The organism is Wenzhouxiangella sp. XN201, assembly GCF_011008905.1.
GTDB lineage: Bacteria > Pseudomonadota > Gammaproteobacteria > Xanthomonadales > Wenzhouxiangellaceae > Wenzhouxiangella.
Window position 1 is genome coordinate 796642 of sequence record NZ_JAAIVI010000017.1, and the last position, 21918, is coordinate 818559.

Annotated in this window: 22 protein-coding genes; 9 read left to right on the forward strand and 13 right to left on the reverse strand. The window is 63.1% G+C overall.

Annotated features, from left to right (window positions below):
- Window positions 1-6: 6 nt before the first annotated feature.
- Window positions 7-1437 (forward strand): hypothetical protein, encoded by a 1431-nt coding sequence (locus G4Y73_RS04015; protein WP_164229679.1) that lies wholly within the window; start codon window positions 7-9, stop codon window positions 1435-1437.
- Between the two features lie 99 nt (window positions 1438-1536).
- On the opposite strand, the gene G4Y73_RS04020 is transcribed toward G4Y73_RS04015, so the two are convergent.
- On the reverse strand, window positions 1537-2367 hold the full coding sequence (locus tag G4Y73_RS04020) for an inositol monophosphatase family protein (RefSeq protein ID WP_164229682.1): 831 nt from the start codon (window positions 2365-2367) through the stop codon (window positions 1537-1539).
- 112 nt (window positions 2368-2479) lie between these two features.
- Between G4Y73_RS04020 and G4Y73_RS04025 the strand changes: the two genes are divergently transcribed.
- Entirely contained in the window at window positions 2480-3232 is a 753-nt protein-coding gene (locus G4Y73_RS04025) for an RNA methyltransferase (RefSeq protein WP_164229684.1), read from the forward strand.
- Entirely contained in the window at window positions 3204-3584 is a 381-nt protein-coding gene (locus G4Y73_RS04030) for a methylated-DNA--[protein]-cysteine S-methyltransferase (protein ID WP_164229687.1), read from the forward strand. Before G4Y73_RS04025 ends, G4Y73_RS04030 begins: the two co-directional genes overlap by 29 nt.
- Window positions 3585-3887: 303 nt before the next feature.
- Here G4Y73_RS04030 and G4Y73_RS04035 read toward each other — a convergent pair whose 3' ends face one another.
- The gene (locus tag G4Y73_RS04035) at window positions 3888-4643 is read right to left on the reverse strand and encodes a M90 family metallopeptidase (RefSeq protein ID WP_164229689.1); all 756 of its coding nucleotides are present in this window, start codon (window positions 4641-4643) and stop codon (window positions 3888-3890) included.
- 143 nt (window positions 4644-4786) lie between these two features.
- Between G4Y73_RS04035 and dapE the strand changes: the two genes are divergently transcribed.
- The 3 genes from dapE to truD are packed head-to-tail and all read left to right on the forward strand — an operon-like array spanning window position 4787 to window position 7262.
- Window positions 4787-5956, forward strand: coding sequence for a succinyl-diaminopimelate desuccinylase (gene dapE, locus G4Y73_RS04040; RefSeq protein WP_164229691.1), 1170 nt, complete (start codon window positions 4787-4789; stop codon window positions 5954-5956).
- Window positions 5956-6240, forward strand: a complete 285-nt coding sequence (locus G4Y73_RS04045; RefSeq protein WP_164229693.1) for a septum formation initiator family protein — start codon at window positions 5956-5958, stop codon at window positions 6238-6240. The genes dapE and G4Y73_RS04045 overlap by 1 nt, the downstream gene beginning before the upstream one ends.
- Entirely contained in the window at window positions 6237-7262 is a 1026-nt protein-coding gene (gene truD, locus G4Y73_RS04050) for a tRNA pseudouridine(13) synthase TruD (RefSeq protein ID WP_164229695.1), read from the forward strand. The genes G4Y73_RS04045 and truD overlap by 4 nt, the downstream gene beginning before the upstream one ends.
- A 130-nt stretch (window positions 7263-7392) precedes the next feature.
- Here the strand turns inward: truD and G4Y73_RS04055 are convergent, their stop codons facing one another.
- From G4Y73_RS04055 to hppD, 10 genes are all read right to left on the reverse strand, one after another.
- Window positions 7393-7794, reverse strand: a complete 402-nt coding sequence (locus G4Y73_RS04055) for an FHA domain-containing protein (protein WP_164229697.1) — start codon at window positions 7792-7794, stop codon at window positions 7393-7395.
- Between the two features lie 12 nt (window positions 7795-7806).
- A complete protein-coding gene (locus tag G4Y73_RS04060; protein WP_164229698.1) occupies window positions 7807-8955 on the reverse strand; it encodes a cystathionine gamma-synthase in 1149 nt (382 codons plus the stop codon).
- A 42-nt stretch (window positions 8956-8997) separates the two neighbouring features.
- Window positions 8998-10371: a pyridoxal-phosphate dependent enzyme gene (locus G4Y73_RS04065; RefSeq protein ID WP_164229699.1), complete on the reverse strand. Its 1374-nt coding sequence runs from the start codon at window positions 10369-10371 to the stop codon at window positions 8998-9000.
- Between the two features lie 196 nt (window positions 10372-10567).
- On the reverse strand, window positions 10568-10786 hold the full coding sequence (locus G4Y73_RS04070) for a YdcH family protein (RefSeq protein WP_164229701.1): 219 nt from the start codon (window positions 10784-10786) through the stop codon (window positions 10568-10570).
- Between the two features lie 237 nt (window positions 10787-11023).
- Window positions 11024-12016: an OmpA family protein gene (locus G4Y73_RS04075; protein ID WP_164229703.1), complete on the reverse strand. Its 993-nt coding sequence runs from the start codon at window positions 12014-12016 to the stop codon at window positions 11024-11026.
- Window positions 12013-12396, reverse strand: coding sequence for a DUF4398 domain-containing protein (locus G4Y73_RS04080; RefSeq protein WP_164229705.1), 384 nt, complete (start codon window positions 12394-12396; stop codon window positions 12013-12015). The genes G4Y73_RS04075 and G4Y73_RS04080 overlap by 4 nt, the downstream gene beginning before the upstream one ends.
- A gap of 42 nt (window positions 12397-12438) precedes the next feature.
- Complete coding sequence (maiA, locus tag G4Y73_RS04085; protein WP_164229707.1) at window positions 12439-13119, reverse strand: maleylacetoacetate isomerase; 681 nt, start codon at window positions 13117-13119, stop codon at window positions 12439-12441.
- Window positions 13116-14108, reverse strand: coding sequence for a fumarylacetoacetate hydrolase family protein (locus G4Y73_RS04090; protein ID WP_164229709.1), 993 nt, complete (start codon window positions 14106-14108; stop codon window positions 13116-13118). Before G4Y73_RS04090 ends, maiA begins: the two co-directional genes overlap by 4 nt.
- A gap of 132 nt (window positions 14109-14240) precedes the next feature.
- Complete coding sequence (locus G4Y73_RS04095) at window positions 14241-15368, reverse strand: homogentisate 1,2-dioxygenase (RefSeq protein WP_164229711.1); 1128 nt, start codon at window positions 15366-15368, stop codon at window positions 14241-14243.
- 134 nt (window positions 15369-15502) lie between these two features.
- Window positions 15503-16549 (reverse strand): 4-hydroxyphenylpyruvate dioxygenase, encoded by a 1047-nt coding sequence (gene hppD / locus G4Y73_RS04100; protein ID WP_164229714.1) that lies wholly within the window; start codon window positions 16547-16549, stop codon window positions 15503-15505.
- Window positions 16550-16607: 58 nt separating this feature from the next.
- On the opposite strand from hppD, the gene G4Y73_RS04105 reads away from it, so the two are divergent.
- The gene (locus G4Y73_RS04105) at window positions 16608-17081 is read left to right on the forward strand and encodes a MarR family winged helix-turn-helix transcriptional regulator (RefSeq protein WP_205596470.1); all 474 of its coding nucleotides are present in this window, start codon (window positions 16608-16610) and stop codon (window positions 17079-17081) included.
- A 10-nt stretch (window positions 17082-17091) separates the two neighbouring features.
- Here the strand turns inward: G4Y73_RS04105 and G4Y73_RS04110 are convergent, their stop codons facing one another.
- Entirely contained in the window at window positions 17092-19890 is a 2799-nt protein-coding gene (locus tag G4Y73_RS04110; RefSeq protein ID WP_164229716.1) for a tetratricopeptide repeat protein, read from the reverse strand.
- A gap of 109 nt (window positions 19891-19999) precedes the next feature.
- Here G4Y73_RS04110 and G4Y73_RS04115 point away from each other — a divergent pair, with 109 nt between their 5' ends.
- Together G4Y73_RS04115 and G4Y73_RS04120 are read left to right on the forward strand one after the other, a co-directional pair.
- A complete protein-coding gene (locus G4Y73_RS04115) occupies window positions 20000-20734 on the forward strand; it encodes a pseudouridine synthase (protein WP_164229718.1) in 735 nt (244 codons plus the stop codon).
- A 43-nt stretch (window positions 20735-20777) separates the two neighbouring features.
- Entirely contained in the window at window positions 20778-21902 is a 1125-nt protein-coding gene (locus tag G4Y73_RS04120; RefSeq protein ID WP_164229720.1) for a M14-type cytosolic carboxypeptidase, read from the forward strand.
- The last annotated feature ends 16 nt before the right edge of the window (window positions 21903-21918 follow it).

Sequence of the window (21918 nt, forward strand, 5' to 3'; positions counted from 1 at the left end):
CAAACCATGAAGCGACTGCTATGCATCGGGCTGGCGCTCGTGTTTTTTCAACCCGCATCGGCGGCCTTGATCGACGGTTTTTCGGTGGGCCAGGGGCCCTTCACAGTTGGACCCGGGGAGGAGATCACCGAAGAGCAGGGGGTTCTCGAGACCGATGCCGTGCTCGGCGGGTTCCGGGTCATGGCCCCGGGTCTCGATGATGAAGCCCCAGCCGGCTCGACCGTCACCGTCGGTGTGGCCGGCGGTGAATTTCGCTGCGAAATCAACCTGACTGCCAGTCATGAGGAAACGGGTGGTGGTTGTGGCACGGGCTGGGCTCGCGGTGACGGCCCGCTGTTCGACCTGTCGGGCTCGAGCGCATTCGAGATGGACATCACGTCGGTGGGCGGCGCGACTGCGATGGCAGTGTTCGTGTTCGGTCCGAGCGAGGAGATGGCCCTTGCTTTCATCGAATCGCCCACGGTCGGTTCCGCAACCCTGCCTTTTAACCAGTTCGCCCCCATGACCGGTACCGCCCCGGCCTGGGACGAGATCAATACCATCGTCATTTCTGCGGCAGCGATCGACGGCAATAGCGGGCACGTGGCACTCGGCCGCTTTGCCACGGACGGTCCCATCACCGGCGGCGCCCACGTGCCCACCGATGCGAACGACGATGACGAAGGTCCGGATCCCGATCACATCCTGCGCGACGAGATTTCGGGAAGCTATTTCAACCCCTCGCGAGATGGCGAAGGCCTGCGGCTGACACGAGAGGCCGACGGCGAGACTTTCATCCTGACCTACTACACCTACCTTGACGGCGAGCAGGTCTGGCTGATCGGCGTCGGGGGTTTGATGGACGGCCAGCTGGTCTTTGACGAAATGTCGATTACCGAGGGCCCGCAATACGGGAGCAACTACGATAGCGGTGACTACGAGGCTCGCGATTGGGGCGAAATCGTTCTCGATTTCAGGGACTGCAACCGCATGACGGCGCGGGTCGATCCCGACGATGTCGCCTTCGAGCCAATTGTCGTCGATCTTACCCGCATTACGCCGGTGACCTGCGGCGCCGGCGCACCCCCGGACACGGATCAGGCGTATACCGGAACGATGTTTGACCCGGCCCGCAACGGAGAAGGGTTCCAGATCGTTGCCGAGGGCGATCGATACATCATCACTTTCTATACCTATGATGGCGGTGAGCAGATGTGGATGATCGGAGTCGGCGACCGAAGCGGCAATATCGTCGAGTTCCCGGCCGTCTATATCACCTCCGGCACCGACTTTGGCGGGCAGTTCCGGCCCTGGGACGTGAGCCAGACGCTGTTCGGGTCCATCACCGTCGAGTTCTCCAATTGCAACGCGGCAAGCGTCAAGGTCGAGCCGGTACTTTCCGGCTTCGGTGAGTTCACCAGCGATGCCGTCAAGATCGTCGACGGGCCCTGTCCCTAGCGCTGCGGAGCGCTCCCGCGGGTGGTCGTGCCCCGCGGGAGCCGGTTTTCCCAAATTCCTGAAAGCGTTCCCGGCAGCGTGCCTGTCAGGTTACCCGGTTTATTGTGAAGCGTCGCCAGGCTTGGCCGTGCGCGCCTTCATGGCCTCGGTCACGTGCGGTTCGATGGCGGCGCGCATGGGGGTGATCAGCTTGAAGGGTGCGGCCAGGACATGGCCGGACTGCAGCCATTGGTCGCCGCCGGTGATATCCATGACCACGCCGCCCGCTTCCTGGACGAGCAGGGCGCCGGCAGCCAGGTCCCAGGGCTTGAGCCCCAGCTCCCAGTAACCGTCGAGCCGGCCGCAGGCGACGTAGGCCAGATCGAGCGAGGCGGTGCCGGCGCGGCGGAAATCCTCGACCCTCTCGAACATCGCATTGAACATGCCCTGATAACCTTCCAGCAGGCGGCGCTTGCGGAAGGGGAAGGCGGTGGCAACCAGCGCGTCGGACAATTCCTTGCGCCCTGAAACGCGTATGCGCTGGCTGTTCAGAAAAGCACCCTGGCCACGGCTGGCCGTGAAAAGCTCCTCGCGGACGGGGTCATAGACGACACCGGCCTCGATGCGGCCCTTGACCTGGATGGCGATCGAGATGGCGAAATGCGGGATGCCGCGCAGGTAGTTGCTGGTGCCGTCGATCGGATCGATGATCCAGACGTGGTCGCTGTCCCCGCTGAGTCCGCCTTCCTCGCCGAGAATGGCGTGGTCGCGGTGATGCCGGCCGATGTGGTCCCGAATAACCTGCTCGCAGGCCCGGTCGACGTCACTGACGTAGTCGTGCCGGGCCTTGCGCTCCACCGGGATGCTGTCAAGGCGGGAGCGGTAGCGTAGCGCGATATCGCCAGCCTGGTGTGCGGCCTCGGAGGCGATATTGAGATAGGGGTTGGACATCGCGGGAATCGACTGAAGTGCCAAACCCGTAAGGATAAAGGAATATCGGGGGCTGTGCGTGAGTCCCTCGGTCCCGGAGCCCGAATACGCCCGCGAAGGTAGAATATCGCGCATGACAAATCCCGCAAGCAATATCCGGGTCGTGCTGGTCGGCACGACGCATCCGGGCAACATCGGCGCTGCGGCTCGGGCCATGAAGGTGATGGGACTCGAGCGGCTCTACCTCGTCTCGCCGGCGAAATTTCCTTCCGGCGAGGCGACCGCCATGGCCTCCAGTGCCGACGACATCCTGGCCAATGCGGTTGTGGTCGATGATTTCCTGGAGGCGATTGCCGGCTGCCCGCTGGTGCTGGGCACCACCGCGCGCCTGCGATCGCTGCCGCAGCCCTTGTTCGATCCCCGATCGGCGGCGCAGAAGGCCGTGGTCGAGGCCGGCAAGCATGAAGTGGCGCTGGTATTCGGGCGAGAGAAAAGCGGGCTCGACAATGAAGAGGTCAAGCACTGCCACTGGCTGGTCAATATCCCGACCAGCGAGCGGTATTCCTCGCTCAACCTGGCCCAGGCGGTGCAGATCCTGGCCTACGAGATCCACCTGGCCGAACTCGATGGTGGGCCGGGCGAGACGCCGCCGCCGGACTGGGAGCCGGTCGATCCCGAGCGCCTGGAGTTCTTCTTCCAGCGCCTGGAGGAATCGCTGCTGGCCATCCGCTTCCTCAACCCGCGCCAGCCCAAGCGCCTGATGCAGCGCTTGCGCCGGCTCTACCTGCGCGCCCGCCCCGACGAGAACGAACTCAATATTCTCAACGGCATCGTGTCACACACGCTTGGAATCGTTCGTGAGCGATCAGAAGAACAAGAAGACTGATCCGGTCTCCGACGCCGACCGCTACCAGCGCATCTGGGACGCTGTGGCTGGCATTCCCAGCGGCTGCGTGCTCAACTATGGCTCGGTCGCCCGGCTGGCCGGCCTGCCGGGCCGGGCACGCCTGGTCGGCATGGCACTCGGCCGCGCGCCAAAGAAGATGGCCTTGCCCTGGCACCGCGTGGTTAACGCCCAGGGCAAGATAAGTTTTCCCGAGGGCAGCAGCAAGGGTGCCGAGCAACGGCGACTGCTGGAGGAGGAAGGCGTGGAGTTTGAAAACGACACGATTGATCTTGAGCGTTTCAGCCCGGAGCGCGCGCTGGACAGGATGCTTTGGGGGCCGGGAAGGGAGTGACTTCAAAAGCACCAAATCCGAAGCACCAAATCCGAAACAAATTCGAAATTCCAATGTTCAAATGCTTCAAACAGGAATCAGCGGCTTATCGGAGCAGCCGTAGGTCGGAGTTGCATTACCGACGGACCATGCTTCGGTTCAGAACGCTAGCTATCACGTGTGAAGATCACGAACTTGCCCGTCGAGGATGCGAGCGAGATCCAGGTTGATTGTGGTGCGTTTCGGTCATTCGAATTTTGGTACTTCGAATTTGATTGAGATTTGGTGCTTCGGATTTGGAATTTTTGCCCATAGGGCGAAGTCTCATGCGTTCCTAATCCCGTAGAAGGCCTGCAGAAGCCTGAACACCTCCGGCTCGTGCTGCTCCAACCACTCCGGCGCATCGAAGAAATATTCACTGGTTACTGCGAAATACTCGGCCGGTGACTCGGCGGCGTAGGGATCGATGGCGGGTTCTTCGTCGCGATCGAGTGCCTGATTGAGCCGGTCGTAAGCCGCGGAGAAGGCGCGGGTCCATTCGTCCGGGTCCATCGAGCGGTGCAGCGGCGGGAAACCATCCATCTCGCCGTTTAACTGATCGATCTGGTGGGCGAGTTCATGCGCGACCACGTCGAAGCCCTGGCCCTGGGCGGAGTCCATCACGTCGGCCATCGACAGCACCACCGGTCCGCGCGCCCAGGCCTCTCCCGAGCGCAGGTCACGGCCCCGGCTGACCACGCCGGCCTCGTCTTCGAACTCCTCCTCCGCGATAAACTCGTCAGGATAGAGAATGAAGGTGTGGAAATCCGCGTAGCACTCGATGCCCAGGTTCAGGATTGGACGGGCGGCGAGCAGGGCGACGGCCAGGCAATCCTCGTAGCCGGGCTGCAGGCCACCGGCGCCGAGAAAGGTCTTGCTGGCCAGGATCTCCCCACTGCGCTGGCGCAAGCGTGCGGCGCTCTCTCCCTCGATTGTGGCCAGGACCGGGAAATGCTTGATCACCGCCGCAATGTCTTCGTGTGACGGCATGGCCACGTCGACTTTATGTTGCCAGCGTTTTTCGCGCCATTTGCGGAACATGCGACACCGTGGGCGGTCGGGAGAGGTTCGATTTTCGCAGGTATTTCGGTCATTCGAACATTGCGATTTCGAATTTGTTTCGGAATTGAGATTTCGGATTTGGTGCTTCCGACGAATGTCGGTCAATGCGTTAAGCTTCTCCCATGGCGACTGCCCCTTCCCAAACCGAGCGCGATGCGGTGCTGACACTGGCCCGCGAACTGATCGCGCGCGAGTCGATCACGCCTGAAGATGCCGGCTGCCAGCCCCTCATCGCCAGCCGGCTCGAGCGGGCGGGGATGACGGTCGAGTCGATCGATGTGGAGGACGTGCACAACCTGCTCGCCCGTCATGGCAACGGCGCGCCGCACCTGATGCTGATCGGGCATACCGACGTGGTGCCGCCGGGACCGGCCCAACACTGGAGTTCGCCGCCGTTCGAGCCCACGATCCGCGATGGCATGCTCTATGGCCGCGGCGCGGCCGACATGAAGTCTTCCGTTGCGGCTTTCGTGTTGGCATTGGAGCGCTTTCTGGCGGCACATCCGGATCATGCCGGAACGATTTCCCTGCTGCTGACATCCGACGAGGAAGGGCCCGCACGCCACGGCATTCGCGCGGTTGTGCCGAAGCTCGAAGACAGGGGTTTGCTGCCCGATGCCTGCCTGGTCGGCGAGCCGTCCAGCCAAGAGCGCCTGGGTGACCTGATCCGCATCGGCCGGCGTGGCTCCATCCAGGGTCGATTGCACGTTCATGGCAGGCAGGGGCATACCGCCTACGCCGATCCGCGCGACAATCCGGTGCACCGGGCCGCGCCGCTGCTGGCCGAGCTGAGCCGGCTGGCTTTCAATGACGGCGACGAGTACTTCCCGCCGACGCGACTGCAGATTTCCAACCTCCGTGCCGGCACCGGCGCCGACAACGTCACGCCCGGCGAACTGGAGGTCTGGTTCAACCTTCGAAACAATCCCAACAGTTCGGCCGAGACCCTCGAAGCCCGGCTGCGCCAGCTGATCGAGCGCCATGACCCGGGTATCTGGGAACTCGAATGGCGCGTTTCGGGCCAGCCCTTCGGCCCGGCCACCGGTCCGCTGGCCGACATCGTCAGGCAGGTCTGCCGGGAGCAGTTGGGCATCACGCCTGAAGCGGATACCGGTGGCGGCACTTCCGACGGTCGCTTCTTCGGGCCGCGCGGCATTCCGGTGATCGAACTCGGTCCGGTCAACCGCAGCATTCACCAGATCGATGAGTGTATCGATCTGGAGGATCTGGCAGCCCTGCCGGCGGTGTATGCGGCTGTCATTGAAAGCATGCTGTGCGGGCAGGGCGGCTGATGCGCATCATCCTGATTGCCCTGCTGGTCATCCTCGTCGTGCTGCAGGTGCAGTTGTGGCGGGAGTTCGCCGAGGTGAGCTCGCTGCGCGAAATGGTCGAGCAGCAGCAGATCGAGAACGAGGAGCTGGAGCGGCGGAACGAGGCACTGGCCGCCGAAGTCGAGGATCTGCGCGCCGGCCTGGAGGCCATCGAGGAGCGCGCCCGCTCGGAACTTGGCCTGATTCGCGAAGGGGAGTCCTTCTTCCTGATCGTCGATCCGGAAGATGCCGAGCCAAGCGGATGAGTGGTGACGAAATCAGACCGGGTCACGCCTTCGGTGGGCCGCCCGTACGCGGGCGCATCCGATGTCAGCCGGAAGATTTCCTGGTGTCCGAGCGGCTGGGTCATGAGCCCGACGGCGAGGGTGAACACTTGTGGCTGTGGGTGAGCAAGCGCGAGCGCAATACCGTCGATGTGGCCTCCGACCTGGCGCGCGCGGCCGGCGTACGCCCGAACCGTGTCGGCTTCGCTGGCCTCAAGGATCGCAACGCCGTCACTGAGCAGTATTTTTCCATTCAGCTGCCTGGTCAGGCCATGCCGGACTGGCGGGATTGGACGATCGATGGGGTCAATATCGAGTCGGCTGCATGGAGTTCACGCAAGATTCGTCGGGGGCGACTGCGCGGCAACCGATTCGAGCTGATCGTGCGTGAGCTCGACGGTGATCGAGACGCCCTCGAGGAACGCCTGGCCGCCGTGCGAGACCAGGGCGTTCCCAACGGATTCGGTGAGCAGCGCTTCGGTCACAACAACATTGCCAGGGCGCTGGCGCTGTTCCGCGGCGAGATACGTCGCAAACCGTCGAAGACCAAGCGCGGCTTCTATCTTTCAGCGGCCCGCAGCCTGGTCTTCAACCATGTGCTGGCCGAGCGGATTCGCCGTGCTGACTGGAACCGCCTGATCGACGGGGATCTGGCCGTGCTTGATGGTAGCCACTCATTCTTCCAGGCCGATGCTGCTGATCCGGAGCAGGTTCGTCGCTGTGCCGAAATGGACATCCACCCGAGTGGCCCGCTACCCGGGGAGGGTGACAGTCCGGCTACGGGTGAAGCGGCCGAAATCGAGAACCGGGTGTTCTCGTCCCACCGGGAACTGATCGAAGGCCTGGCGAAGTTCGGCATGAAACAGGAGCGCCGGCCGCTGAGGATGCGGGTCGGCGAACTGGCCTGGACGTTCCCCGACGAGCGAAGCCTGAAACTGGTCTTTTCTTTAGGCAAGGGCAGCTACGCCACGTCGGTACTGCGCGAGCTCGTCGACTACGAGTAACAGTCACTCTGGGGCGGTTCGAGATAAAACCTTTCTGCCACGGAAAACACGGAATGCACGGAATTAACAGAAATAAGTTTCCGTGTCTTCCGTGCTTTCCGTGGTCCCATGGTTTTGTCTTCAGGCTTGCCTACTGCATCGGCCAGTAGAAATATGCTGCCGCCGCCAGGCCGCCAGCGGCAATCACCCCAAGCGAAATCCACAACCACGCCCGACTCCTGCGCGGCCCGGCGTCCTTGAGCACGCTCGGCGGGCGCAGGCCCGGCGCCTGCAGCACGAAGCGATGTTCACCAAAGCGGATTTCGTCGCCGGACTGGAGCGGCTGCCGCTGCGCCGGCTGACCGTTGACCCAGGCCTTGCCGGCCAGCTCGAGCATCAGGGTCTCGCCGTTGTAGATAATCCTGGCGTGTCGATCCAGAAGACCCTCGAGCCGGATGTCGGCGTCATCGGCCGAGCCGATGGATGTGTCTTCCTCGAGTGGAAAATTTTTTCCCGTATTCGGACCGGAGGCGGCTTTCAGGCGAAATTGCACGGTATCGCCTCCTCAGACCCGATCCAGGGCTTCGGACAGATCGCCGATCAGGTCATCGACATCCTCAATGCCCACCGACAGGCGAATCAGGGTGTCGGTGATGCCGAGTCGGTCGCGGTTCTCCTTGGGCACCGAGCCGTGGGTCATGATGGCCGGGTGATTGACCAGGGACTCGACGCCGCCCAGGGATTCGGCCAGGGCGAACAACTTGGTGTTCTCGAGGAACCGGCGGGCGCGGTCCAGGTCGCCGCCGATATCAAAACTGACCATGCCGCCGAAACCGGTCATCTGCTTTTCGGCCAGGGCCTTCTGCGGGTGGCTGTCCAGGCCGGGATAGATGACCTTCTCGACTTTCGGGTGCTCGCTGAGCCATTCGGCAATGCGCGCGGCGTTTTCGCAGTGGGCGGCCATCCGCAACGCCAGGGTCTTGACCCCGCGCATCACCAGGAAGGAATCGAATGGTCCCTGTACGCCGCCGGACGAGTTCTGAATGAAGGCGATGTCCTCGGCCAGCTTGTCGTCCTTGACCACGAGCGCACCACCGACCATGTCGGAGTGACCGTTGAGGTACTTGGTGACCGAATGCACCACAATGTCGGCGCCCAACGCAATCGGCTGCTGCAGCATCGGCGTGGCAAAGGTGTTGTCGACCACCAGGATTGCACCGGATTCGCGCGCCAGTTCGGCCATGGCGGCGATGTCGACCAGCTGCAGCATCGGGTTGGTAGGTGATTCGACCCAGATCATCTTCGTCCTGTCGTTAACCGCCGCGCGTGCCGCATCGACGTCGGCCAGGTCGGCGAAACTGAATTCCAGACCCGAGGAACGGCGGCGCACGCGTTCGAAAAGGCGCCAGGTTCCGCCGTACAGGTCGTGCATGGCCAGCACGTGGTCACCGGGTTCGAGCAGGTGCATCAGCGCATCGGTCGCGGCCATGCCCGAGGCGAAAGCAAAGCCGTGGCGCCCGCCTTCGAGATCCGCGATACAGGCCTCCCAGGCCTTGCGCGTGGGATTGTGTGTGCGCGAATACTCGAAGCCCTGGTGGTCGCCCGGGCTCCTCTGTACATAGGTCGAGGTGGTGTAGATCGGGGTCATGATGGCCCCGGTCGAAGGATCCGGCGATTGGCCGGCGTGGATGACGCGTGTAGCGAGTTTGGTCATGGTCGTTGGCTCGTTGACTGGTTTGCTTGTTGGCTTGCGCGATTACCGATCGGCTCGTCTTCGCAGGTAATTCAGCAGGTCGACGCGCGTGATCAAACCCATGAATTCCTCGCCGTCGAGCACGATCGCGACCAGGTCGCGGTTGAAGATGGGGAGCAGGGCGTCGATGGCGTCATCGACCTGCACGGACTCCAGCTTGCTGACCATGGCTGAAGAGACCGGTTCGGAGAAGCGCTCCTCGTGGTCGTAGACGGCCATCAACAGGTCGGATTCGTCGACGATGCCGACAATGCGCTTGCCCTTGATCACCGGCAACTGCGAGATGTCGTAGAGCTTCATGCGCTTGTAGGCGTTGGATAGCGGCTCGTCGGGCCCGACCGTAATGGCGTCGCGGGTGGCCGCGGGTCGGGCGATCAGGTCGCGCAGGTCGCCCTTCTCCTCGATATCGAGAAAGCCCTGTTCGCGCATCCAGGTGTCGTTGTACATCTTCGACAGGTACTTGTTGCCGGTATCGCAGACAAAAGTCAGCACCTTCTTCGGCTCGGTCTGCTCGCGGCAGTACTTCAGCGCGGCGGCCAGCAGCGTACCGGTCGAAGAGCCCCCGAACAGGCCTTCCTTCTCGAGCAGCTCGCGCGCGGTCAGGAAGCTTTCCCGGTCCGGAATCGCGTAGGCCTTGTGCACCCGCGAGAAGTCGCTGATGCTGGGCAGGAAATCCTCGCCGATGCCCTCCACCAGCCATCCGCCGGCGTCTTCGCGGACCTTGCCGGTGGCGATGTAGTCGGCGAGGATCGACCCTTCGGGATCGGCCAGGACCAATTCCAGTTCGGGGGCCGCGTCGGCGAAGCAACGCGACAGGCCGGTAATGGTGCCGCTGGAGCCAACGCCTATGACCATGGCATCGAGTTTGCCGTCCATCTGCCGGAGGATTTCCGGCCCGGTATCTTCCTCGTGGGCCTTCGGGTTGTCCGGGTTGCCGAATTGGTTGATAAAGTAGCTGTTGTCGGTTTCCCTGGCCAGCGTTTCGGCCAGATCCTGGTAGTACTCAGGATGGCCCTTGCCGACATCCGAGCGGGTGATAACCACCTCTGCGCCCATGGCCTTGAGGTTGTAGATCTTCTCACGGCTCATCTTGTCGGGAATGACCAGGATCAGCCGATAGCCCTTCTGGGCAGCGACCAGCGCGAGGCCGAGCCCGGTGTTGCCGGCCGTGCCCTCGATGATCGTCGCACCGGGTTTGAGATCGCCGCGCTTCTCGGCTTCCTCGATCATTTTCAGCGCGATGCGGTCCTTGATCGAGCCGGCCGGATTGTTATTCTCGAGCTTGAGGTAGAGTTCGCAAGGGCCGGTGTCGAGCTTGTTGACGCGCACGATCGGCGTGTTGCCGATCAGTTCCAGGGTGTTGTCGTATACGTTCATCCGGGGCTCTGGCGGGGGCAGGTATCAGCCGGCCACGATACCCTGTATGGCCGGCCGGGGGCAAGAGAGCATCTGTCCGATCATGCACTGAACGCCCGTGCATGACCGATCAGAGCTTCCCAGGGCGATGGGCCCGAAAAAAGAACGCCCGGCCAGCATGGGCCGGGCGTTCGGTGAATCGGGGTTGCAGCGCTTGTCAGGCGGCCTGCGCCTGTTCCAACATTCGCGTGAGCTGATCCTTGGCGTGAAGTTTCTCGCGCTTGAGCTGGTTGAGCGCCAGATCTTCCATCGGGGCCGTGCCGTTTTCGGCGGCCAGAACGCGTTTTTCGAGCTGCTGGTGGCGATTGTAAAGGTGACGGAACTCCTCGTTGCTCTTGAGCATGACTTCCATCTGATCCTTCTGATTCTCGAACATGGGCAGACTCCTTTTTTCATTGGGTCCAACAGGCGCGCACGGCCCCGGGCCGGGCGCATAAAACAACGGGCCGCACTGGGGCGGCCCGTTTACATTCGGGGGAGTTTGGAGACGCGCCGCATCGCGTTCTGGCGGATCGCCGAAGCGGCGGCGTGGAAATGAGACGAGCGGATCGCTCAAAGAAACCACCATGTCATCAGTTATAGCGTCATCGGCGATACAGTTCAAGGGTGATCTTCAATCATTGAGCAGGATGACATCGACGCGACGGTTCTGGCTGCGACCATCAGCTGATTCGTTGGAGGCGATCGGAAAGTCCTCGCCCATGCCGACGGCCTGGACTCGCTCGGCGTCAATGCCCAGTTCGATCAGGGCGTCACGCACGGCCTCCGCCCGCTGCCGGGAAATGCGCATATTGGCGCTGGCCGAGCCGGTCGAGTCGGTATGCCCCTCGATGCGAATCTGCTTGTCGGGCTCGGAAGCGAGCAACTCGACCACGTCTCGCAGGCGCGCCTCGGCTTCGGGCTGCAGCGTGGTTTCCCCGCTGGCGAACAGGACGTCGCCGAGGGTGACAACCACGCCGCGGTCGGTCTCGCGAAGTTCCAGGTACTCGAGCCGCCGTCGCATCGATTCGGCCGCCTCAGTGGCCAGCTCGGCCTCGCGTCGGGCCAGTTCGATCTCGTTGGACTGGGCTTCGGCCAGGCGGCGGGCGGCTTGAGCCTCCTCGCGTGCCTCGCGTTCTCGTCGCGCGGCCTCCTCGCGCAAGTCCTCGGCGGTCATGGCTTCCAGACGGCTACGCTCGGAATCCTCCTGGGCTGCCTGGCTCTGGCGCCAGGCCCGCTCGGCTTCTCGCCGGGCATCCTCGACCTCGAGGCGACTGGCGCGTAGCAACAGGTCGGTGCGGGTGTCGTCGATGCTGTCGATCTCTTCCAGTGCCTGGGCGCGGAATGCCTCGGCTCTCGCAATCTCGATGCGCTTGCCAGCCAGGTGAATGCGGTGACCCAGCTCCGCCTCCGACAGGCCCTCGGCCTCGGCTGCCCGGACCGCGCGTTCCGCGTCGGCCAGTGCCAGGGGCACGCGATCGGACAAGTCCTCATTTTCGCGGAATTCCTCGAGATCGGCGCGAAGATTGCGCAGGTCGGAATTTTCGCGCGTTTGCTGCACGGCGCAGGCGCTGACAAGCAAGGCAATGGCAATCAATGTCAGGAATCGGAGCGTAAATCGACTCATCGTTCGAGTACCTCTTCGCCGAAGACCTCGACCAGGTCGTTCTGGATCTGCTCGAGTTCACGCTGTTTGTTCTGCAGCTCGGCGCGTGCCAGGGCCGCCCGCGTGCGTGCCAGGGCCAGCTGTGCTTCGAGTTCGGCCTGTTCGGCCAGTCGCCGGGCGTCGTCCTCGCGCTCGTTGCCGAGGGCCTGCTCGGCCGCCATCAGCCGTTCACGGGCAAAGCGCATCTCCAGCGGCGCGTACTCCTCCGCTTGGGCCGACTCGGCCTGGGCGATGGCGTCGCGCGCGTTGTCGAGTATGCGCGGATCGGGCGGTGTCGTGGCGCAGGCCGTGATCAGTGCCAGCAAAGCGGCACCGGCGAGCAGTCGAAATTCGGACTTCATGTGATCGGTCACACTATAAGGTTGTCAATTCAGGGTGGATGCTCAGGCAGCATCCGGCTGGTTTTCCGGCATCGCGTCGACGACGGCCGGCAGATTCTTGAGTTCGTCGCAGATTCTCCGGATCGTCGCAAACGACGTCAGGTCGCATTCGAATCTCTCGGCATTATAGACCTGTGGCAATAGACAGCAATCGGCCACCGTCGGTTCGTTGCCGTGACAGAATCGCCCCGTGCGCTCGTCGCCGAGCATGCGCTCCACTGCTGCCAGGCCGGCTTCGGTCCAGTGCCGGTACCAGGCCATCTTGCCAGCCTCGCCCAGCCCGGCCGGGCCGGTCAGGTACTGGAGCACGCGCAGGTTATTGAGGGGGTGGATTTCGCAGGCAATGGCCTGGGCGATTGCCCGGACGCGGGCCCGGTCGGCGCTCTCTTTCGGCAGCAGCGACGGTTGCGGATGGCGTTCTTCGAGATACTCGAGAATGGCGAGCGACTGGGTCAGCACGGTCTCGCCGTCGACCAGGGTCGGCACGAGTTGCTGCGGGTTGAGTCGCGTGTAGTCGTCGGCGAACTGCTCGCCGCCGTCGCGTACCAGATGCACCGGCTGAATAGTGTACTCCAGGCCCTTGAGATTGAGGGCCATGCGCACCCGGTAGCTGGCCGAGGAGCGCCAGTAGGAGTACAGAGTTAGTCGGGACTCGGGACTCGGGACTCGGGACTCGCTGTTCATGCGCCGCGCTTGTACTCGACAACTTTCTGCTCGATCGCGCCGAAGATGGATTCGCCGTCACGCGCCTTCATCTCGATGCGGACGACATCGCCGAATTGCATGAACGGTGTCTTCGCCTCGCCGCCGTCGATGATCTCGAGCATGCGCTTTTCAGCCAGGCAGGAGGCGCCGCGGCTGGTGTCCTGGTTGGCGATGGTGCCGGACCCGACCAGCGAGCCAGCCGCCAGCGGGCGACTCTTGGCGGCGTGGGCCACCAGTTCGGCGAAGTTGAACTGCATGTCCTCGCCGGCCTCGGGCTCGCCGAACAGCTCGCCGTTGAAGTGGGTCAGTAGCGGCAGCTTGAGCTTGCACTCCTGCCAGGCATCGCCCAGTTCATCGGGCGTGACCACCACCGGCGCCAGCGCCGAGCGCGGCTTGGATTGCAGGAATCCGAAGCCTTTACCCAGTTCGCCGGGGATGAGATTTCTCAGAGAAACGTCATTGAGGATGGTGACCAGTTGGATATGGTTGGCGCATTCGTCGGCGCTCGCGCCCATCGGCACATCATCGGTGATGACGCCGATTTCGGATTCAAAGTCGATACCCCACTCGGTCGAGGCCATGGCGATCGGATCGTAGGGCGCCAAGAAGCCGTCGGAAACCGCCTGATACATCAACGGATCGGTGAAGAAACTCTCGGGTACCTCGGCGCCGCGCGCCTTGCGCACGCGCTCGACATGCGGCAGGTAGGCCGAGCCGTCGACAAACTGGTAGCAGCGCGGCAGTGGCGCGGCCAGGGCGTTGACGTCCAGGTCGAAGCTGCCTTCGGCCTTGCCGTTCATCAGATCGTCGAACAGGGCCGCGAGCCGCGGTGCGGCGCTGTCCCAGTCATCGAGCGCGGCCTGCAGGGTCGCTGCAATGCCGGTGGCGCGAACGGCGCGGGTGAGGTCACGGCTGACGACGATCAGCGTACCGTCGCGTCCGCCTTCCTTGAGGGTTGCTAGTTTCATGTTGCGTTGCCTCTTTGATTCGGAGTTGCTGGGAACCGCAGATTATGCAGATGTGCGCAGATTAGTATCGAACGGAAGCCGATTCCAAAAAATCTGCGCTAATCTGCGAAATCTGCGGTTTCAACCCAGTGCTTAATCTTTGGGTTTCCAACTGTCTACGTAGCCGGTCCATTCGATGCTTGCCGCTTCGTCGGTCGCGTCGAGGGCATCGCGGGTGTCGAGCATGACAGCGACTTCCTCGGTGGCATCCGTCTTGGGTTTGAAGGCATTGTTCATGGCCTTGGGATGCGGCCCGTGGGTGAATCCACAGGGGTGGTGCGAGATCATGCCGGGGTGGATGTTGTCGCGCGAGAAAAAATTGCCGGCGTGGTAGAAGAGCACTTCGTCATAGTCGTCGTTGTTGTGAAAGAACGGGACCTTGAGTGCATCGTCCGAGGATTCGAACGGGCGCGGCACGAACGTGCAGACCACGAAGCGATTGCCGACAAAGGTGGTATGGGCCGATGGCGGCAAGTGATAGCGGTGGCTCATCAGCGGACGGATGTCGCGCCAGTTGATGCGTACTGGCATCAGGTCACCCTTCCAGCCGACTGCGTCGAGCGGGTTGAACGGGTAGGTGATGGTTGAGATCTGTTGGCGGCGCTTGACCCGCACCTGCCACTCGTCCTCGCCCTGCTGGGCACGGAAGGCATCGTCGATCTCCGGGCTGTCGAGCATGGCCGGGTCGAAGATGGCATGCGGGCCGACCAGGCCCTTCTCGGGCAGCATGTAGCTGCCGTTGGTGGCCTCGATCAGCAGCAGGTCGACCGGCTTGTCGGACTCGATCCGCCACATCGTGCCGCGTGGCAGCATGATGTAGTCACCATCGCGGAAACTCAGGTGACCGAAGTCGCAGTAGAGTTCGCCGGTGCCGTCGTGGATGAACAGCAGCTCGTCACCGTCGCCATTGCGCACGAGGTGATCCATCTTGCCGTCGGAGTGCCAGCAGCGGAAGCGGCAGTGCGCGTTGTGCAGCAGTTCCGTAGCCTGCCAGGGCGAGTTGCTGCGCCCGTCGATTTTTGTCGTGTCGTAGGCGCGTGGCTGCAGCGGCCCTTCGAAATCGGTCCAGCCGGTCGGCATGTGCGCGTGATACATGTGCGTGGCCGGGCCGAAGAAGCCTTCCTTGCCCATCTCGCGCTCGAAAGTGCCTTCTGGCAGATTGGTATGCGCCTGCCGGCTGGCGCGGCCTTCAATCTTGGAATGGCTGATCCACTTGCGCATAGTAACTTCTCGTATTTGAGCTGATGCAAAGCATGAAACCGCAGATTTCGCAGATTCACGCAGATTGATTTAGAAACTTCTGTTTAAAAAATCTGTGTCAATCTGTGTAATCTGTGGTTTCAATCACTGCAGGGCTACAGAACCCCACGCTTTTCCTGGTCGCGTTCGATCGCTTCGAACAGGGCCGTGAAGTTGCCTTCGCCGAAGCCTTCGTTGCCCTTGCGCTGGATGATCTCGAAGAAGATCGGGCCGATGTTGGTCTTGGTGAAGATCTGCAGCAACTGCTTGTCGCTGTCGTTGGGGTCGGCGTCGATCAGGATCTTGTTCTTGCGCATGCGTGGAACGTCTTCACCGTGGTTCGGGATACGCTCGTCGACCACGTCGTAGTAGGTGTCGGGTGTGTCGAGGAAGTCCACGCCCTTCTCGCGCAGCGCCTCGACGGTTTCGTAGATGCGGTCGGTATAGAGTGCAATGTGCTGGACGCCTTCACCCTTGTACTCGTCGAGGTACTCGTTGATCTGGCTCTTGGGATCTTCGGACTCATTGATCGGGATGGCGATCTTGCCATTGGGCCCGTTCATGGCCTTGGATTTCAGGCCGGTGGCCTTGCCCTTGATGTCGAAGTACCTGACTTCGAAGAAGCCGAAGAGGTCTTCGTAGAACCCGGCCCACTGGCCCATGTTGCCGTTGTAGACGTTGTGCGTGAGGTGATCGATGAAATTCAGGCCCACGCCCTCGGGCTCGCGCTCGACCGAGGGGTCGAACTCGAAGTGCTTTTCGAGGTCTTCGACGCCACTGGTCAGGTAGAGCACGCTGCCGCCAATGCCCTCGATGCACGGCGTGTCGATGGGCAGCGTATCGGACCTGTTCTCGACATCTTTCGCACCCTTGGCGCGGGTCGTTTCGTAGGCGGTCTTCGCATCGGCCACGCGCAGGGCAAAGCCCGTGCAGCAGGGGCCGTGTGCGGCGGCAAAATCGCTGGCGAAGGAGTCACTGGTTTCATTGACCAGAAAACTGATCCCGCCCTGACGGTAGAGCGTGACCGGCTGCGACTTGTGCCGCGCCACGGCGGTGAAGCCGAGTTTCTGGAACAGGTCGTGCAGCAGCGCCGGTTCGGGTGCGGCGAATTCGATGAACTCGAACTGTTCGACGCCGAGTGGGTTGGGATGTGACTGGCTCATGTTCGAACTCCTGAGGAATTTTGGTGGACTTGCCGAATGCCTACGATATTAGTTACATTTGAAACTGTTTTCAAGCCGCGACCCGGTAACTTTGACCATGCTCGATCTCGAGAAATTCCTGCCTTATCGCCTGTCGGTGCTATCCAACCGGATCAGCGGCGGCATTGCGCGCACTTACGAGGAACGTTTTGGTCTGGGCGTCACCGAGTGGCGGGTGATCGCCATCCTGGGGCGCTATCCCGGCATCACCGCGACCGAAGTCGCCGAACGCGCGGCGATGGACAAGGTGGCGGTCAGCCGGGCGGTCTCGCGTCTGCTTGATCAGGAGCGGCTGGAACGGCATGACAACGACGGTGACCGGCGCGCCAAGCGCCTGTATCTGAGCGATGCCGGGCAGGCCGTGTACGATGCCATCGTACCGGCGGCCCTGGAATTCGAGCGTGACCTGCTGAAGGCGCTCGAGCCCGAAGAGCGGCGCCGCTTCCTGGAAAGCCTGGAGCGCCTGGCCGAGGCGGCTGGCGGCAGGGAGTGAAAAACCCGGATCAGCCGGTGCCGGAACGGTTGCGTGCCGTCTCGAGCAGTTTTCGCAGCTCGGTGCGGATGACGTTGTCGGTGGGCAGGCGCCGGGCGTAGAGCACGTCGGCCGATCCGACCGCCCGTTCGCAGCCTTCGAGGTCGGAGAGGGCGCAGGCCAGCCGGGCTTCCAGGCGCAGCAGTTGTTCCTCAACGGCCGGTCCCGCCTCCGCTTCGGTCAGGTTTTGGCGAGCCTCCGACATCAGCCTTCGGGACTCTTCAAGACGGCCCTGCTGCCGCCGCACTTCGGCCAGCCAGGCCCTGCTCAAGCGCTTTTCTTCGGCCGACGGTGCGTCGTCGTCTCCGGATAGCGAGAGTAGATATTCGAGCGTCTCGGCGGCGACTTCGACTTGCCCCAGTGCCAGTTGGGTGCGGGCCAGGGCCCGAAGCTGGTGCATGTACCGCGGCGAGTCCTCCCCGAACACCTCGCCGATCCGGGCCGTGACTTCCGTGCGCAGGGCCAGGGCCTGTTCATATCGGCCCATGTGGTGCAGGGCTTCGGCCACGTTGCCCTGGGTCAGCGCCACCGCCGCATGATCGTCGCCGTAGAGTTCGGCAAAGACTTTGGCGGATTCGCGCTGCAGATCGAGTGCGGCGGAGTAGCGCCCGCGTGCAAACTCGATGTTGGCCGTGTTCGAGAGGGCCAGGGCCGTCTGGTGGCTTTGCGTTCCCAGCAGGCGGCGCGAGAGCTCGAGGTGTTCACTCGCGATGTCGGCCGCGCGGTCGTGCTCGCCGAGTTTGTAGTAGACGATACTCAGCCCGCCGAGCAGGTCCAGCAAGCGCTCGTTGCCTTCCGGATAGAGTTTCCTGAGCCCGTCGATGGCGGTGGCGAGGCGGTCTTGTGCCTCGTCCAGCCGGCCGGCATAGCGCAGGGCTTCACCCTGAACCCCGAGCAAGGCGAGGTAGAGCCGGTGTTCGCTGCCCAGGGTTTCGCGAACCCTGGCTTCGTGCGCCTGGCTCAGTCGCAACACTTCTTCGTGGGCTCCCGACGTGATATGCAACTCGGCGGCCAGCAGGTTGCTCTCGACGCGTTCCTGTAAAGGATCCTCCGGCGTCAGTGTGGCCAGTGCCTGGCCGATGACCTCGAGTGCCTCCTCGGTTTGTCCGATACTGCCGAGGTGGGTGGCCAGGTGTCTCAGTGACATTGCATGGCGGCGCCGGTAGGCGGGTCGGTCACGCGTCACTGCGACCGCCTTTCGGAGGGCCTGCTCGACGACAGGGTCGGAAGCGCCCCCCTGCGATGCGTACAGCCGCATCTGTTCAGTCCGGGCCAGCACTGTGTCGGGATGTTCGGGGCCGAGCGTTTCCAGGTACAGGTCGGCAGCCCGTTCCTGGGTGTCCTGGGCCGCCTGGTATTCGCCGATCTGCGCCAGCAGGCCGGCCATGGTTTCCGATACCCGGGCGAGGACCAGCGGTTCATCGCCCAGCGCTGCGGGTGCCTGTTCGGCGGCGCGCAGAAGAACGCGCGTACGCGGCTCCGCCACCGCGTCGGGTGCATCGGGCACCAGGGTGTGCAGTACTTCCTGCAGGTACTCCAGTGCAGCGGTCTTCTGCCGGGCCTCGCGCATGGCTTCGTCGGCCTGCCACTGGGCGGTGAGAAGGCCCGCGAGCAACACGCCGATCAGGCCAAGAGCCAGCACGGTGGCGAGCGTGTTGCGGCGCACGAAGCGTCCGATTCGATAGGCGCGCCCGCCATTGCGCGCGCGTACCGGCCGATGGGCTATCCAGTTGCCGAGATCCTCGCGCAAGGATTCCGCCGAGCGGTAGCGCAGTTCGGGATTGGCGGCCAGTGCGCGTAGACAGATGGCATCAAGGTCGCGATCGATACGAAAGGTCGCATTGCGCAAACCTGAGGGTGGCATCGGTTCGATCTGCGCCTCCGGCCCGTATTGCTTTCCGGAACAGGTCACGCGCTGTCCGGTGATCAGCAGGTAGAGCAGGGCACCGAGGGCGTAGATGTCCTGCATGGTGGTGGCTGCTTCGCCCCTCAGCCGTTCGGGAGCGGCGAATCCGGGTGAACAGTAGACGCGCCGGTCGGACTCGCCGGCGGCGCGATCGCGCACCATGCGGGCAATGCCGAAATCCACCAGCTGCACCCGGCCGGAGGCCGTGACCAGGATATTGGCCGGCTTGACATCACAGTGCACGATCTGGCGCCGATGGGCATAGTCGAGGGCGTCGGCCACCTGGCAGAGCAGACCAATGCGCTGCTCGAGACCGACATCGTGCTCGCTGCAATAGTGGTCCAGCGGTTGGCCGTCGACAAACTCCATGACCAGCCAGGTATAACCGTCCTCGGTTACACCGCTGTCGAACAGGTGGGCAATGCCCGGGTGCTGAAGGCGTGCCAGGATGCGGACTTCTTCGGCCAGACGGTAATGCTCGTCGGAGTCGAGCCCGGCGGTATCGAGCAGTTTGATGGCGACCTTCTTGTCGAAGCGGCCATCGTTGCGGTAGCCGGCATAAACGGCGCCCATGCCGCCGCGCGAGACCAGTTCCTCGACGCGCCAGGGGCCGAGCTCGCTGCCTTGCCAGTCATGCCGGGCTGGTGCCTCCCGGCGCTCTTCGCCCAGCGCCAGCAGGTCCGGAGCGGAATGATCCAGCAGGCTGTCCCGTGCTTCGGTGGCGAGCAGGTGGCGAAGAACGTTGCGTTCGTCGTCAGAGAGCTCGAGGCGCTCGAGACAGGCCTCATGCCGATCTTGCGGCAGGTCGACCAGGCGGTCGAAGTGTTCGCGTATGCGATTCCAAATGGCACTGTCGATATGCATGGATACACTCCGGCGACGCAGCGAAGGTATGTCGTAGCCAACGTATACTGCCCCAGTCCGCGTCGAAAGTCATTCCAGGGAACTAGTGGCCCATCAGGAGAAGCCGCCCATGGCATTTCGGATCCTTTTCCAGGATCGCTGGCTGTGCGCCATCGGCAAGCCGCCGGGAATCATGGTGCATCGAAGCAATATTGGCACCGACCGCGAGTTTGTGTTGCAGAAGCTGCGCGACCAGCTTGGACAGCGAGTCTGGCCGGTGCACAGGCTGGACCGGGCCACTTCCGGCGTGCTGTTGTTCGCGCTCGACCCGGAAGCCGCCGGGCGGCTCGGTCAGGCCTTCATGGACCGACGCGTCGACAAGCGCTACCTGGCCGTGGTGCGTGGCTGGACCGACGAGCGCGGCGAGATCGATCATCCGCTGGCCCGCCATGACAAGGCCGAGCGGCGCGAGGCCCGCACCCGCTATCGGCGTCTGGCCCACTGCGAGCTGCCGCTTCCGGTCGGCGGTTTCGAGACCGCACGCTATTCGCTGATCGAGGCCACGCCCGAGACCGGCCGGCGCCACCAGATCAGGCGCCACTGCAAGCACATCTCACATCATCTGATCGGCGACACCACCTACGGCGACGGCCGCCACAACCGGCTGTTTCGCCAACACCTGCATTGTCATCGCATGCTGCTGCATGCCAGCCGGCTCGAACTGGATCACCCGCAGGAAGGCCACAGGCTCGAACTGGCGGCGCCCCTGGACGGTGAGTTCGCCCGCGTCGTCGAAGTGATCTTCGGCTGGACGGAGGCGGGGCCAGGAGTCAGAATTCAGGGAACGGAATGCAACACCGATTGACGCCTGCGATAGACTTTGCCTGACCCCTAAACCGAGCCCAGCCATGTACATCCACTCCAGTTTCGACAGCGGCAACATCGAGGTGCTCGAGGCCGACAGTCCCGACGGCATTCGCCTCAAGATTCGACCTGACGCCGGCGGGGAACACATGCAGTGGTTCTATTACCAGCTCTCTGGCGCGCGCGATGTCCATTGCACGATGACCATCGAGAATGCCGGGGATGTGTCCTATGTCGACGGTTTCGACAACTATCAGGCAGTCGCAAGTACCGATCGGCTGCACTGGTTTCGCGTACCCACCGAGTTTGACGGCAAGCACCTGACCATCCGCCACAAACCGTCGAGTGACAGCATCTACTACGCCTATTTCGCGCCGTATCCGCAGTACGAGCACGATCAGTTGATCGTCTCGGCGCTGGTCGACGAGCGGGTGCGCGCCGAGGTGTTGTGCAGCACACCCGACGGCCGGCCGCATACCCTGCTGCGCATCGGCGAGCCCGATACAGGGCGCAAGCAGATCTGGGTCATTGCGCGCCAGCATCCCGGCGAGACCATGGCCGAGTGGTGGGTGGAGGGCTTTCTCGAGCGCCTGCTCGATCGCGAAGACCCGGTTTCGGTCCATTTACTGGAACAGGCGGTGATCTACCTGGTGCCCTGCATGTGCCTGGACGGTGCGGTGCGCGGTCACCTGCGCTGCAATGCCCGCGGGCGCAATCTCAATCGTGAATGGGCCGATCCTTCGCGGGAAGACTCGCCCGAGGTTTACTACACCCGCGAAAGAATGGAAGCCACGGGGGTGGACCTGGCCTTCGATGTCCACGGCGACGAAGCCCTGCCGTACAACTTCATCGCCGGCGCCGAGGGGACGCCGTCGTGGAACGAGCGCAAGCAGCACCAACTCGACACCTTCAAGCACCTGCTGGCCGGGATCAGCCCCGATTTCCAGATCGAGCATGGATACGAGCTCGATTCTCCCAACAGTTCGGACCTCAAGAAGAACACCGACTGGATGGCCGAGACCTTTGACTGCCTGGCGATGACGCTCGAAATGCCGTTCAAGGACAATGCCGACTCACCCATGCCGGCCATCGGCTGGTCGCCGGATCGTTGCAAGCACCTCGGCGCTGCCTGCGTTGATGCCTTCTGGCGCATCCTGCCGGAACTCTGATCCGACTCGGGACGTG

Bases quoted from the DNA above. Each gene is read 5' to 3' on its own strand.
- G4Y73_RS04110 (WP_164229716.1), bottom strand. From the start codon at position 19,890: ATGCATATCGACAGTGCCATTTGGAATCGCATACGCGAACACTTCGAC.
- G4Y73_RS04095 (WP_164229711.1), bottom strand. From the start codon at position 15,368: ATGCGCAAGTGGATCAGCCATTCCAAGATTGAAGGCCGCGCCAGCCGG.
- G4Y73_RS04115 (WP_164229718.1), top strand. From the start codon at position 20,000: ATGGCATTTCGGATCCTTTTCCAGGATCGCTGGCTGTGCGCCATCGGC.
- G4Y73_RS04035 (WP_164229689.1), bottom strand. From the start codon at position 4,643: ATGTTCCGCAAATGGCGCGAAAAACGCTGGCAACATAAAGTCGACGTG.
- G4Y73_RS04080 (WP_164229705.1), bottom strand. From the start codon at position 12,396: ATGAAGTCCGAATTTCGACTGCTCGCCGGTGCCGCTTTGCTGGCACTG.
- truD (WP_164229695.1), top strand. From the start codon at position 6,237: ATGAGTGGTGACGAAATCAGACCGGGTCACGCCTTCGGTGGGCCGCCC.
- G4Y73_RS04070 (WP_164229701.1), bottom strand. From the start codon at position 10,786: ATGTTCGAGAATCAGAAGGATCAGATGGAAGTCATGCTCAAGAGCAAC.
- G4Y73_RS04065 (WP_164229699.1), bottom strand. From the start codon at position 10,371: ATGAACGTATACGACAACACCCTGGAACTGATCGGCAACACGCCGATC.
- G4Y73_RS04120 (WP_164229720.1), top strand. From the start codon at position 20,778: ATGTACATCCACTCCAGTTTCGACAGCGGCAACATCGAGGTGCTCGAG.
- G4Y73_RS04025 (WP_164229684.1), top strand. From the start codon at position 2,480: ATGACAAATCCCGCAAGCAATATCCGGGTCGTGCTGGTCGGCACGACG.
- dapE (WP_164229691.1), top strand. From the start codon at position 4,787: ATGGCGACTGCCCCTTCCCAAACCGAGCGCGATGCGGTGCTGACACTG.
- maiA (WP_164229707.1), bottom strand. From the start codon at position 13,119: ATGAACAGCGAGTCCCGAGTCCCGAGTCCCGAGTCCCGACTAACTCTG.
- G4Y73_RS04075 (WP_164229703.1), bottom strand. From the start codon at position 12,016: ATGAGTCGATTTACGCTCCGATTCCTGACATTGATTGCCATTGCCTTG.
- G4Y73_RS04060 (WP_164229698.1), bottom strand. From the start codon at position 8,955: ATGACCAAACTCGCTACACGCGTCATCCACGCCGGCCAATCGCCGGAT.
- G4Y73_RS04020 (WP_164229682.1), bottom strand. From the start codon at position 2,367: ATGTCCAACCCCTATCTCAATATCGCCTCCGAGGCCGCACACCAGGCT.
- hppD (WP_164229714.1), bottom strand. From the start codon at position 16,549: ATGAGCCAGTCACATCCCAACCCACTCGGCGTCGAACAGTTCGAGTTC.
- G4Y73_RS04090 (WP_164229709.1), bottom strand. From the start codon at position 14,108: ATGAAACTAGCAACCCTCAAGGAAGGCGGACGCGACGGTACGCTGATC.
- G4Y73_RS04045 (WP_164229693.1), top strand. From the start codon at position 5,956: ATGCGCATCATCCTGATTGCCCTGCTGGTCATCCTCGTCGTGCTGCAG.
- G4Y73_RS04015 (WP_164229679.1), top strand. From the start codon at position 7: ATGAAGCGACTGCTATGCATCGGGCTGGCGCTCGTGTTTTTTCAACCC.